This window comes from Fusicatenibacter sp., assembly GCF_977045365.1.
Window position 1 is genome coordinate 1 of record NZ_CDRRUH010000027.1, and the last position, 12,927, is coordinate 12,927.

A 12,927-nucleotide genomic window follows, 5' to 3' on the forward strand; every position below is an offset into this window, starting at 1 on the left:
TGCTTCAAACGTCAGATGGAGCGTTTCATCGAGTTCGGCGAGGGAAAAGCTATGATGCTCAACAACGCAGACTGGCTGCTGAACCTGAACTATGTAGAGCTGCTCCGTGAGGTAGGTGCATGCTTCAGCGTCAACAACATGCTCCGTGCAGAGTGCTACAAACAGCGTATGGAAAAAGGTCTTTCCTTCCTGGAGTTCAACTACATGATCATGCAGAGCTACGACTTCTATCACATGTTCCAGAAATACGGCTGCAACATGCAGTTCGGCGGCGATGACCAGTGGTCCAACATGCTGGGAGGAACCGAGCTGATCCGTCGTAAACTTGGAAAAGATGCGTATGCGATGACCATCACTCTTCTGACCGATTCCCAGGGCAAGAAGATGGGCAAAACTGCAGGAAACGCTGTATGGCTCGATCCGAACAAGACCAGCCCGTTCGATTTCTACCAGTACTGGAGAAACGTAGACGATGCCGATGTTTTAAAATGCATCCGTATGCTGACCTTCCTGCCGCTTGAGCAGATCGATGAGATGGATTCCTGGGAAGGAAGCAAGCTGAACGAGGCAAAAGAGATTCTGGCTTACGAGCTGACCTCCATGGTACACGGCGAGGAAGAAGCAAAGAAAGCGCAGGAAGGCGCACGTGCCGTATTCTCTACCGGAAGCTCCGAGCATATGCCGACCAGTGAAATTTCTGCAGAGGATTTCACGGACGATAAAATCGATATCGTAACCCTTCTTGTCAAAGCAGAGCTTGCAAAGACCAGAAACGAAGGACGCCGTGCCGTAGAGCAGGGCGGTGTATCCGTAGATGGTGAGAAAATTACAGATCCGAAATATGCCGTAGAAAAAGCAGCCTTCGGCGAGGACGGTATCGTTCTGAAAAAAGGAAAGAAGAATTTCAAAAAAATTTGCGTTAAATAATTAAGTGTGCTATTATAAAAGAATGGATTCCCGGAAGAAATTCCGGGACACACTGAATTATTTGGAGGACAAACAGTCATGGAAAAATATGGCGTAAACGAATTACGAAAGATGTTTCTTGAGTTCTTCGAGAGCAAAGGACATCTTGCTATGAAGAGTTTTTCGTTGATTCCACACAACGATAAAAGTCTTTTACTGATCAACTCCGGTATGGCTCCGCTGAAACCTTACTTCACAGGCGCAGAGATTCCGCCGAGAAGAAGAGTAACAACATGCCAGAAATGTATCCGTACCGGCGATATTGAAAACGTAGGAAAAACAGCCCGTCACGGCACCTTCTTTGAGATGCTCGGAAACTTTTCCTTCGGTGATTATTTCAAACACGAAGCAATCGCATGGTCCTGGGAGTTTTTAACACAGGTAGTAGGGCTCGATCCGAATCGTCTGTACCCATCCATCTATCAGGACGATGATGAAGCATTTGATATCTGGAACAAAGAGATCGGCATCCCGGCAGAACGTATTTTCCGTTTTGGAAAAGAGGACAACTTCTGGGAGCATGGCGCAGGTCCGTGCGGTCCGTGTTCTGAGATTTATTACGACCGCGGAGAGAAATACGGCTGCGGCAAACCGGGATGTACCGTTGGCTGCGAGTGCGACCGCTACATGGAAGTATGGAACAACGTATTCAGCCAGTTCAACAACGACGGCGAGGGCCACTACACCGACCTGATCCAGAAGAACATCGACACCGGTATGGGACTTGAGCGTCTGGCCGTTGTCGTACAGGATGTAGATTCCATCTTCGATGTCGACACCATTCAGGCACTCCGCAACAAAGTATGCGAGATCTCCGGAAAAGAGTATGAGAAAGATCATGAGACCGATGTTTCCATCCGCCTTATCACAGACCATATCCGTTCCGCAACATTCATGATTTCCGACGGAATCATGCCGACCAATGAAGGAAGAGGCTACGTACTGCGCCGTCTGATCCGCCGTGCAGCACGTCATGGCCGTCTGCTTGGCATTGACGGACTGTTCCTTGCCCGCCTTTCCGCAAGCGTAATCGAAGGCTCCAAAGACGGATATCCGGAACTTGAAGAGAAAAAAGACTTCATCCTCAACGTTCTGAACAACGAGGAGACCCAGTTCAACAAAACCATCGACCAGGGACTTCATATCCTCTCCGAGCTCGAAGAAAAAATGCAGAGCGAAGGCAAAAAAGTTCTGGACGGACAGGATGCGTTCAAACTGTACGATACCTACGGATTCCCGCTGGATCTGACAAAAGAGATCCTCGAGGAAAAAGGCTACGGCATTGACGAGGACGGCTTCCATGCAGCAATGGAAGAGCAGAGAGAGCGTGCAAGATCGAGCCGTGAAGTAACAAACTACATGGGCGCTGATGCAACCGTTTACGATGAGATCGACCCGTCCGTAACAACTGAATTTACCGGATACGATCATCTGGAGGATACCTCCAAAGTAACCGTTCTGACGACAGAGACTGAGATTGCAGACTCTCTGATGGAAGGCCAGAAGGGAACCATTTTCGTAGAGAAAACTCCGTTCTACGCTACCATGGGCGGTCAGGAAGGCGACTGCGGTATCATCAAAGGAGCAAATGGTGTATTCGAAGTGGAAGATACCATCAAACTCCGCGGCGGAAAATACGGCCACGTCGGTGTCATGAAATCCGGTATGATTTCAAACGGCGAGGAAGTTACGCTTCAGGTCAACGAAGAGGCAAGAAAAAATACCGAGAAGAACCACAGCGCAACACACCTTCTGCAGAAGGCATTAAAGACTGTTCTCGGTGCACACGTAGAGCAGAAAGGTTCTCTCGTAACCCCGACCAGACTCCGTTTCGACTTTGCCCACTTCCAGGCTATGACACCGGAAGAACTGGAAAAAGTTGAGAATCTGGTAAATGAAAAGATTCAGGAGCAGATCCCGGTTGTAACCGACATCATGGATACTGAGGAAGCAAAGAAATCCGGCGCGATGGCTCTGTTCGGTGAGAAATACGGCGACAAAGTACGTGTTGTTTCCATGGGAGACTTCTCCAAAGAGCTCTGCGGTGGTACCCATGTAAAGAATACCGCTGAAATCGGACTGTTCAAGCTTGTTTCTGAGGCAGGCGTTGCAGCAGGTGTCCGCAGAATCGAAGCTCTGACCGGACCGTCTGTTACCGCATACTATAAAGCACAGGAAGAGAAACTGTATGAGGCAGCAGCTCTCTTAAAGACAACACCGGCAGATCTCCTCGAGAAGATCGCTCATCTGCAGGCAGAGGCAAAAGCACTCCAGGCAGAGAATGAGTCCTTAAAGAGCAAACTGGCAAAAGAAGCGCTCGGCGATGTTATGGATAAAGTAACAGAAGTCAAAGGTGTAAAACTTCTCGCTGCATCCGTACCGGATGTCGATATGAACGGACTGCGTGACCTTGGCGACCAGCTGAAAGAAAAACTGGGAAGCGGCGTTGTTGTTCTGGCATCTGCAAAGGACGGCAAAGTAAGCCTTCTTGCCATGGTAACCGATGATGCGATGAAGAAAGGTGCACATGCCGGAAAACTGATCAAAGAAGTGGCAGCCGTTGTCGGCGGCGGCGGCGGTGGACGTCCGAACATGGCACAGGCCGGCGGAAAGAATCCGGAGAAGATCGACGAAGCAGTTGCAAAAGCTGCCGGGGTACTGGAAGGCCAGATCGCATAACAATAAGCATAAGCAGGAAAAACAGCACAAAATCCTGCCGCCTGCAGGGCAGAAAAAGGAGCCAGGCAGGTGGCAGGGAAAAATTTTGCAAAAAAATGAAAAAACTTGTTGACGTACGAGATTTTTCTGGTATAATAAGAACAGTGCAAAAAATACCCATACAGTTGTATTATGCACAATCTACAACTGGAGGGAGGTTAGGTGTGAGACTATGTCAAATGTAATCGTTAAAGAAAACGAAACGTTGGACAGCGCTTTACGCAGATTTAAGCGTAGCTGTGCAAAAGCTGGCATTCAGCAGGAGATTCGTAAAAGAGAGCATTACGAGAAACCAAGTGTTCGTCGTAAAAAGAAATCTGAAGCTGCCAGAAAACGTAAGTATAATTAATGTGCAAAAAATCCCCGGCGATCTGTTTTGCCGGGGATTTTTATACTTGTAACTTAAAGTCGCAGGTTTTGACAAAACAGCAAGGCGGTGACAAATGAGAATTTTATACAAAATAGCAAACAAGCTGTTTCGTATCGTGAAAAAGATTCTGAAGCTGCTTACCAGCCGTATGGTCATTATCGGTGTTGCACTTCTTCTGGAATTTTGCTGGCTGGCCGGAATTATGATGCAGCTCAATGAAAAATCTGTCTACATCAACTATGCGGTCACGATCCTTTCCCTGATTGCAGTGCTTTCGATTATCAATAATCCGAAAATGAATCCTGGCTACAAACTGATGTGGGCAGTCTGTATCCTGGCGCTTCCGGTAACCGGAATCTGCCTGTACGGCATTCTCGGCCATTCCAGTGTGGCAAGAAAATTCCGTACACATTACGATACAGTTCTGCTTTCGCAGGGAGGCGTTCTTGGAGAGGAAGAAGAGACGCGTAAAAAGCTCGAGGAAGAAAATATTCTGGCAGCGGGGCAGTCTTCCTATCTGACCAATTATGCGCATTATCCTGTTTATGAAAACACAGAAACAGAGTATTATCCGCTGGGAGATGTATGGTTTGAGCACTTTATTGAGGAACTCAAAAAGGCAGAACACTACATTTTTATGGAATATTTCATCATCAGCGAGGGGTATCTGTGGGATACGGTGCTGGAGATTCTGAAGGAAAAAGCGGCCGCCGGTGTGGATGTGCGGCTGATTTACGATGATTTCGGCTGCGTGACGACACTGCCGTATCAGTATTATAAATCGTTGCAGCAGATAGGCATCAAGTGTGCGGCGTTCAATCAGTTCCGACCGGTGCTGAATGTCATTTTAAATAACCGTGACCACCGGAAAATTGCCGTGATCGACGGTCATACGGCTTTCACGGGCGGCATTAATCTTGCGGACGAATACATTAACCGCAAGGAGCGGTTCGGCCACTGGAAGGATTCCGGAATCTGTCTGCATGGTGAGGCGGTATGGAGTTTTACGGTGATGTTTCTGCAGATGTGGAGCACAATCACCGGTATGGAATGCAATTTCGAATCATACCGGCCGGAGATCTATCACGAGGAAGCGTTTAAAAAAGACGGTTTTGTGCAGCCGTACGGCGATTCCCCGCTGGATGGAGAGACAGTAGGCGAGCATGTTTATCTGAACATTATTTCACAGGCGAAAAAATATCTTTATATTTTTACCCCGTATCTGATTCCGGACAACGAGACGCTGACCGCTCTCTGCATGGCGGCAAAGCGCGGAGTCGATGTGCGGATTGTAACGCCGGGCATCCCGGATAAGAAGATTGTCTATATTCTGACGCAGGCCAATTACGAGATCCTGCTGGAATCCGGCGTTCAGATTTACCAGTATACGCCGGGCTTTATCCATTCCAAGAGCTTTGTCTGTGATGATGAAGTTGCGACGGTCGGAACGATCAATATGGATTACCGGAGCATGTACCTGCATTTTGAGTGCGGTGTCTGGATGTACGGCAGCAGTGCGGTTGCCCAGGTAAAAGAGGATGCGCTGACCACGTTTGAACAGTGTGAGCAGATCAATATGGACTACTGCCGAAAGAAAAATTTTGCAGTCCGTGCACTCCGCGGTGCGCTGAAGTTTCTGGCACCGCTGCTGTAAACGGAACAGACAGCATAGTTCTGCGGTCGTCTGCATAGCCTGTAGGGAAGAAAGAGCAGATGTTTCGGGGGAATATGAAGAGAAGAACACGAAATATCGTCTGGAGCCTGCTGATGATCCTGGCGCTTCTTGCAGCGCCCTTGAAAGTGACTGCGGCAGAGCAGAATGGAGAATCTTCCGACAAGCAGCAGAACGAAACAACGGAACAGAAAACAGAAGAGACGGAGGAGACAGCACCGGAGATGACAACGGACCTTGGGCTGGCTTCGCCGTCTGTTCTTTTGATGGAGGCACAGACCGGAACTGTTCTGTACGAGAAAAATGCGTCGGAACAGCGAAGCCCGGCGAGCATCACAAAAATCATGACGCTGCTTCTGATTTTTGAAGAGCTCGAAAAAGGGACGCTCCAGCTGACCGACGAGGTGACGACGAGTGCGCACGCCAGAAGTATGGGCGGGTCCCAGGTCTTTCTGGAAGAGGGCGAAAAGCAGACCGTCGAGACGATGATCAAGTGTATTGTTGTTGCTTCGGGAAACGATGCATCCGTGGCGATGGCAGAGCATATTGCGGGGACAGAAAGCGAGTTCGTCAGCCGGATGAACCAGAAAGCAAAAGAACTCGGCATGAACGACACGAAGTTTGAGGACTGCTGCGGCCTCACGGATTCCGACGGCCATTACACGACAGCGGCAGATGTGGCGAAAATGTCGCGGGAGCTGATCGAGCGCTTTCCGCAGATCCTGAACTATTCCTCTATCTGGATGGAAGAGATTACGCATGTCACACAGAAGGGAAGCAAACCATTCACCCTCACCAATACAAATAAGCTGATCCGCGGCTATGAGGGCTGTGTGGGACTGAAAACAGGAAGCACCTCGAAGGCGAAGTACTGCGTCTCGGCAGTGGCGAAGAAAAATGATCTGACGATGCTGGCAGTCGTGATGGGAGCACCGGACTACAAGGTGCGGTTTGCAGATGCAGCGTCACTGTTCCAGTATGGGTTTTCGTCCTGCAGTATCTACATAGACCGGGAACGCGATCCCCTGCCGGAACTTTCGGTTGTTTATGGAAAGCAGGATACGGCAGAACTGGAATATGCGGAAGAATTCCGCTATCTTACGACGGGCGGGACGGTGATTGGTGAAGTGGAAAAAACGATGGAACTGCCGGAAGAGGTGCAGGCCCCTATCCAGAAAGGCGAGTGTGCCGGAAGAGTTGTTTACAAAGCAGACGGTGAGGAACTTGGTTCCGTTGCGATTTTATATGGATCAGACGTGGCAAGAGCCGGCATGTGGGATCTGTTCGGATGTACGATGAAACAATATTTTCTTGGGACGGCATAAAGCCGGAGTATCATGCGCGAAAAGGAGAAAAACATGGCAAAGAAAAATTACTATGCGGTAAAACAGGGAAAGGTTCCGGGCATCTACCGGACATGGGATGCGTGCAAAGCGCAGGTACACGGTTATCCTGGCGCAATTTACAAGGGATTTGAGCGTCTGGAGGAGGCAGAGGCCTTTCTGGGCGGCGGTAAAATGCCGGAACCATTGCTGCGGGAAACAAAAGGAACGTATTCCGCTGCCCCGGAACGAAAGGCAGTACAGAGCACGGCAGCACTCGATCCTTCTTCTTGGGACTGGGAACACCTGATTCTGGCGGAAAAACCATGCGAAGACCCGGAATACGCCGGTGTCGGCAGGAGCGCCGTCGCATACGTGGATGGAAGCTATCAGCATGCGCTCGGAAAGTTCTCCTGCGGTGTGGTCCTCTTCCTGGACGGAAAAGAGCTGAATCTTGCAGAAGAATACAGTGCCCCGGATCTCGTCTCCATGCGGAATGTGGCAGGCGAGATCAAGGGCGCAGAGCTGGCCATGGCTTACTGCCTGACACATGATATTCCGGAGCTGGCCATCTATCACGATTACCAGGGAATCGCAAGCTGGTGTACGAGAGAATGGCAGGCGAAAAAACAGGGAACCATCGATTACCGGAATTTTTACGATCTGGCATCGGCCAAAGTTGCGATCCGCTTCTGCAAAGTAAAGGGGCACACCGGCGTCACCTACAACGAAAAAGCCGATCAGCTGGCAAAACAGGCACTGGGCTTATAAACAGCAGGGAAAACGGGTTGTCATACACCGAAAAATCAAGTATAATGAACGGTATGAGAAAATTTACAACGACCTATTACAAACTTTCGTCAAACGGAAAATTTCCGGAAGGAAACGGTTTTCGTCTGGCGTTTATCAGTGATCTTCACAATATGGAGTTCGGCCCGGACAACACGGTGTTAAAGGCAGCCATTGATGAGGCGGCTCCGGATCTTGTCATCATCGGCGGGGACCAGATTGTGGCAAAGCCGGGGGAGAACCTCGACCCGGGTCTGAGTTTCGCGGAACGTCTTGCGGAGGAATACCAGGTAATCTATGGCTGCGGAAACCACGAATACCGTCTGAAGCTGTACCCGGAACAGTATGGCGATCTGTATGAAAAGCTCCGGGAGCGCCTGAAAAAGACAGGAATCTGCTATCTGGAAAATGAGACGGAGGATCTTACCATCAGCGGCTGTCCGGTCCGGATCTACGGCTATGCCATGGACCGCACCTATTACAACCGCTTTTACCGCGGACCGCTGCCGGTTTCGGAACTGACGGACCACCTTGGAAAGCCGGATCCGGCGCGCTACGGCATTCTGCTGGCGCATCACCCTGCCTACCGCAGCTCCTATGCATCATATGGAGCCGATCTGACGCTTTCCGGCCATTATCACGGCGGCGTGGTGGGCCTTGGCGCGCACCGGGGGCTTGTGACGCCGGATTTCCGCCTTTTTTCGAAAAACTGCCGCGGGCTGTTCCTGACGGGCGGCACCTGCCAGATCATCAGTGCAGGAACGGGCGAACACACCATTCCGGTCCGCATCTGGAACAGAAGAGAATTGATTATTACAGATATCGGGAAACCGTAAGGGAGAACAGAGCACATGGCGATACCAGTAAAGCTTCCGGTGTTTGAAGGACCGCTGGACCTTCTTCTTCACCTGATCGATAAAAACAAAATAGATATTTACGATATCCCCATTGTAGAGATTACGGACCAGTATCTGGAATACATTCATCAGATGGAGCGGGAAGACCTCGACATCATGAGCGAGTTCATGGTCATGGCGGCGACGCTTCTGGATATCAAATGCCGCATGCTGCTTCCGAAAGAAGTGAATGAGGAAGGCGAGGAAGAGGACCCGAGAGCCGAGCTGGTGCAGCAGCTTTTAGAGTACAAAATGTACAAGTACATGTCGTACGAGCTGCGTGACCGCATGAACGAGGCGAGCCGTTCCGTGTACAAGGAACCGACGCTTCCAAGAGAAGTGCTGGAGTACAGGACGCCGGTCGACACCTCCGAACTCCTCTCGCAGATTTCTCTCGCGAAGCTCCATACGATCTATAAAATGATTTTAAAGCGCCAGGAGGACAAGATCGACCCGATCCGAAGCAAGTTCGGAAAGATCGAAAAAGAAGAGGTCAGCCTGCCGGACAAGATGACGTATGTCGAGCAGTTTGCTGTTAAAAAACGCCGCTTCAGCTTCCGCGACCTTTTGGAATCCCAGCCGGGCAAGGTGCATGTGATTGTCACCTTCCTTGCAATCCTGGAGCTGATGAAAACCGGCAAAATCCGGATCAGCCAGGAGGAGCTTTTCGGGGATATCCTGATTGAATCCCTGGAGGATGAAGACACCGTAGTTGTGCCGTATACAGACGAGACAGACAGTGAGGACAAGACAGATGGAAGAACAGAACAGGAATAAAGAAACTGCCCCGGGTGAGGCAAGACGCCCCTCTTCGGTCGAGGAGGCGGAAGCAGCCATCGAGGCAGTCCTTTTTGCGATGGGAGATTCCGTGGAGCTGGGAAGGATTGCAAAAGCGATCGGCCATGACACGGAGACGACCCGCAGGATTCTGAACCATATGGTGGAAAAATATAATACGAAAGACCGCGGCATCCACATCGTGGAGCTTGAAAATGCGTATCAGATGTGCACGAAACAGGAATATTATGATTATCTTGTCAACATCGCCATGCAGCCGAAAAAGGCGGTTCTGACCGACGTCATGATGGAGACCCTCTCGATCATTGCCTACAAGCAGCCGGTCACGAAGCAGGAGATCGACAAGATCCGCGGCGTCAAGAGCGATCACGCGGTCAACAAACTGGTGGAGTACAATCTGGTGCAGGAGCTTGGCCGCCTCGACGCGCCGGGCCGTCCGATTGTGTTCGGCACGACCGAAGAATTCCTGCGGAACTTCGGCGTCGATTCCACCGACAATCTGCCGGAGATCAGTCCGGTCAAGATGGAGGACTTCCGCGCAGAAGTGGAAGAGGAAATGCAGATCAAGCTGGATGTCTGATCCGGCAGGAGAAAAAAGAAGGGAGATACCGATATGCCTACTACGTACGCACACGACAGATTCGGAAGAGAAGTCTATGAACAGCTTCCGGCAAATTTGAAAAAGATCATTCGAGAAAACAAAAAACTGTATCTGATCGGACTGCACGGGCCGGATATCTTCTTTTATTACCATCCGTTCTCGAAAAACCGTGTGTCTGATTACGGAACGTTTCTGCATGAGCAGACGGCTTCCGTTCTGTTCGGGGATGAGGTGAAAAAGTATCAGCAGAGCCCGTCAGAGGCGATGGAAGCGTATCTGTTAGGCTTTGCCTGCCATTACCTTCTCGATTCGACGTGTCATCCGTATATCGGGAAATTTGTGGATCACACTGGAATTTCCCATGCAAAGATTGAGACGAGCCTTGACCAGTACTTCATGCTGGAGGACGGCCTCGATCCGCTTGTATACCGTCCGGCATCGCCGATCTGCCCGCACATCGACGGCAACAAGGTGATCCACCGCTGTTTTCCGGAAATCGAAGAGACGGAAATCGTCGAATGCCTGAAGGGCATGAAGCTCTGGACGAGAATCACGATCTGCCGCAGCAGTGCGGTAAGAAGCCTTCTTCTTGGAGCGATGAAACTGGTCGGCTGCTACGATTCGATGGGCGGCCGTGTGATGCCTGGAAGGCCGCAGAAGGAATGCGAAGCGGGCACACGGAATCTTGTCCATCTGTACGAAAGAGCGCTTGCAGAGGCGCCGCAGGAGCTTGTAAAGCTGGATGAAGTGCTCCATGGAAACGGAACGCTTTCCCCGCGCTTTGACCACAATTTTGATTAAAACAGACTTTTGAGAGCAGCAGTAAGAACAGAAAAATCCCGGCAGGAATCTTTCCTGAGAATTCCTGACCGGGATCTTTTTTTGCCCGAAAGCAGATCTTTAATTTGATTTTACTTCACGCCACAGCTGGTTGTAAACCTCATCGGCATCATCGCCAAGATACGTAAAGGTTTCGCACCGTGCAAGCGTTTCCTCATCCGGGAAGGCGACTTCACTGTTTCGGATATCGTCATCCTCAATCAGTTCACGCGCCGCATCATTCGGCGTAGAGTAGGTAATATACTCAAAGTTTTTCAGTGCGATGTCCGGCCGGCAGAGGAAATTCAGGAATTTCTCTGCGTTCTCGACATGCTGCGCATCTTTTGGAATGCACCAGGAATCGATCCAGACGTTGGAGCCTTCTTTTGGAACAACGTATTCCAGATCCGGGTTTTCACGCTTCGTGTAGATAGCTTCACCGGAGTAAATAACACCGATAGCCGCCTCATTTCCGATCATCTTGTCACGCACCTGATCCACAACGTACGCCTGCACGAGCGGTTTCTGTGTCACAAGCAGATCCTTCGCCTCCGTCAGCTCCTTGATATTGGTGGAGTTTAAGGAGTATCCCAGATCCTTTAAAGCAACAGCAAACGCATCGCGCACGCTGTCCTGCATCAGAATGCTGTCGCGGTAATTGGTATCCCACAGAACAGACCAGGAGTCGATCGGCTCGGATACCATTTTTTTGTTGTACAGAATACCAACTGTTCCCCAGCAGTACGGGATCGAGTAGAGATTGCCCGGGTCGAACTGCTCGGAAGTCTCGTAGTACATATCTCCAATGTTGGAAGCGTTCGGAATATGGTCAAAGTTGATCGGCTGCAGCAGATCGTTCTGGATCATCTTCTGAATCATATAGTCGGACGGGCAGACAAGATCGTAGGAAATCGCACCGGATTTGATCTTCGGATACATGATTTCGTTCGTCTCGTACTCCTCGTAAACAACGTGGATACCGGTTTCTTCCTCAAAGATATCGATGACATCAGAATCCATATATTCGCCCCAGTTGTACACAATCAGCTGCTGGGAGCCGCCGGCTGAAGCATTCTGGCTTCCGTAGTAAATACCGCCGCCGCCGATGACAAGCACCATGGCGATCGGAAGAATCCGGCGGAAGACCACACGTTTCGTGATGCGGAAACGGATGCCCTTCTTCGCCATAGCCTCACGCTCTTTTGCCTCCTCTTTTTCTTCCTTCGGAGAAGGATTCACATTCACAAGGAGCAGCAGAAGCAGTACGGTGACGAAAAGAATCGTGGAGAGCGAGTACATCTCCGGCTTGATTCCCTTGCGGACTTCGGCATAAATCTTTGTGGAGAGCGTATCAACGCCCGGTCCCTTGGTGAAGTAGGTGATAACGAAATCATCGAGGGACATCGTAAAGGAGAGCAGAAAGCCCGAAACAACGCCCGGCATGATGTCCGGGAAGATAACTTTCCAGAATGCATACAGCGGAGAGGCACCAAGATCGAGAGCTGCCTCGTACGTCGATTTGTTCGTCTGCTTTAATTTCGGCATAACGCTCAGGATAACGTAAGGAACATTGAACGTAATATGTGCCATCAGAATGGTACCGAATCCAAGCTGAATGCGGCAGATGATAAAGAGCAGCATCAGCGAGATACCCATGACGATCTCACCGTTCAGCATCGGAATATTGGTGATGCCCATGAAAACCGTCCGGCTCTTTTTCGACATGCTGTTGATGCCGATGCACGCAAGCGTTCCAAGCACAGTCGCAATCGCAGAGGCAAGAAGCGCGATGATCAGTGTCGTATACAGCGCATTCATGATCTCTGTATTGGCAAACAGTGAGCGGTACCAGTGCAGGGTAAAGCCGCCCCATTTGGCACGCGTTTTTGAAGCATTAAAGGAGAGCACCACAAGGGTGACAATCGGCGCATACAGAAGAATAAAAATGAGCGCCATGTAAATTTTTTCCAGTTTCT

Annotated in this window: 11 protein-coding genes; 10 read left to right on the forward strand and 1 reads right to left on the reverse strand. The window is 50.2% G+C overall.

Features of this window, described 5'->3' with window-relative positions; genetic code table 11:
• The 10 genes from tyrS to ACY2VW_RS07590 form a co-directional block, all read left to right on the forward strand.
• Positions 1-927 (forward strand): tyrosine--tRNA ligase (gene tyrS / locus ACY2VW_RS07545; RefSeq protein WP_461877633.1); only part of this gene is annotated, 927 nt, incomplete at its 5' end.
• Between the two features lie 78 nt (positions 928-1,005).
• Positions 1,006-3,645, forward strand: coding sequence for an alanine--tRNA ligase (gene alaS, locus ACY2VW_RS07550; protein ID WP_461877634.1), 2,640 nt, complete (start codon positions 1,006-1,008; stop codon positions 3,643-3,645).
• Between the two features lie 211 nt (positions 3,646-3,856).
• Positions 3,857-4,033 carry a 30S ribosomal protein S21 gene (rpsU, locus tag ACY2VW_RS07555; protein ID WP_004222305.1) on the forward strand — a complete coding sequence of 59 codons (177 nt, stop codon included), beginning with the start codon at positions 3,857-3,859 and terminating at the stop codon, positions 4,031-4,033.
• Between the two features lie 94 nt (positions 4,034-4,127).
• Positions 4,128-5,708: a cardiolipin synthase gene (gene cls, locus ACY2VW_RS07560; protein ID WP_461877635.1), complete on the forward strand. Its 1,581-nt coding sequence runs from the start codon at positions 4,128-4,130 to the stop codon at positions 5,706-5,708.
• A 74-nt stretch (positions 5,709-5,782) separates the two neighbouring features.
• Positions 5,783-7,051, forward strand: coding sequence for a D-alanyl-D-alanine carboxypeptidase family protein (locus ACY2VW_RS07565; protein WP_461877636.1), 1,269 nt, complete (start codon positions 5,783-5,785; stop codon positions 7,049-7,051).
• A gap of 33 nt (positions 7,052-7,084) precedes the next feature.
• On the forward strand, positions 7,085-7,819 hold the full coding sequence (locus ACY2VW_RS07570) for a ribonuclease H1 domain-containing protein (RefSeq protein ID WP_461877637.1): 735 nt from the start codon (positions 7,085-7,087) through the stop codon (positions 7,817-7,819).
• A 53-nt stretch (positions 7,820-7,872) separates the two neighbouring features.
• The gene (locus ACY2VW_RS07575; RefSeq protein WP_461877638.1) at positions 7,873-8,673 is read left to right on the forward strand and encodes a metallophosphoesterase; all 801 of its coding nucleotides are present in this window, start codon (positions 7,873-7,875) and stop codon (positions 8,671-8,673) included.
• 15 nt (positions 8,674-8,688) lie between these two features.
• Positions 8,689-9,510 (forward strand): segregation and condensation protein A, encoded by an 822-nt coding sequence (locus ACY2VW_RS07580; protein WP_022462320.1) that lies wholly within the window; start codon positions 8,689-8,691, stop codon positions 9,508-9,510.
• Positions 9,488-10,111, forward strand: a complete 624-nt coding sequence (scpB, locus tag ACY2VW_RS07585; protein ID WP_461873078.1) for an SMC-Scp complex subunit ScpB — start codon at positions 9,488-9,490, stop codon at positions 10,109-10,111. Before ACY2VW_RS07580 ends, scpB begins: the two co-directional genes overlap by 23 nt.
• Positions 10,112-10,144: 33 nt before the next feature.
• Positions 10,145-10,933, forward strand: a complete 789-nt coding sequence (locus tag ACY2VW_RS07590) for a zinc dependent phospholipase C family protein (protein ID WP_461873077.1) — start codon at positions 10,145-10,147, stop codon at positions 10,931-10,933.
• Between the two features lie 99 nt (positions 10,934-11,032).
• Here the strand turns inward: ACY2VW_RS07590 and ACY2VW_RS07595 are convergent, their stop codons facing one another.
• Positions 11,033-12,907 (reverse strand): extracellular solute-binding protein, encoded by a 1,875-nt coding sequence (locus ACY2VW_RS07595; protein ID WP_461877655.1) that lies wholly within the window; start codon positions 12,905-12,907, stop codon positions 11,033-11,035.
• Between the last annotated feature and the right edge of the window lie 20 nt (positions 12,908-12,927).

Bases quoted from the DNA above. Each gene is read 5' to 3' on its own strand.
- cls (WP_461877635.1), top strand. From the start codon at position 4,128: ATGAGAATTTTATACAAAATAGCAAACAAGCTGTTTCGTATCGTGAAA.
- ACY2VW_RS07595 (WP_461877655.1), bottom strand. From the start codon at position 12,907: ATGGCGCTCATTTTTATTCTTCTGTATGCGCCGATTGTCACCCTTGTG.
- scpB (WP_461873078.1), top strand. From the start codon at position 9,488: ATGGAAGAACAGAACAGGAATAAAGAAACTGCCCCGGGTGAGGCAAGA.
- ACY2VW_RS07575 (WP_461877638.1), top strand. From the start codon at position 7,873: ATGAGAAAATTTACAACGACCTATTACAAACTTTCGTCAAACGGAAAA.
- ACY2VW_RS07580 (WP_022462320.1), top strand. From the start codon at position 8,689: ATGGCGATACCAGTAAAGCTTCCGGTGTTTGAAGGACCGCTGGACCTT.
- alaS (WP_461877634.1), top strand. From the start codon at position 1,006: ATGGAAAAATATGGCGTAAACGAATTACGAAAGATGTTTCTTGAGTTC.
- ACY2VW_RS07570 (WP_461877637.1), top strand. From the start codon at position 7,085: ATGGCAAAGAAAAATTACTATGCGGTAAAACAGGGAAAGGTTCCGGGC.
- rpsU (WP_004222305.1), top strand. From the start codon at position 3,857: ATGTCAAATGTAATCGTTAAAGAAAACGAAACGTTGGACAGCGCTTTA.
- ACY2VW_RS07565 (WP_461877636.1), top strand. From the start codon at position 5,783: ATGAAGAGAAGAACACGAAATATCGTCTGGAGCCTGCTGATGATCCTG.
- ACY2VW_RS07590 (WP_461873077.1), top strand. From the start codon at position 10,145: ATGCCTACTACGTACGCACACGACAGATTCGGAAGAGAAGTCTATGAA.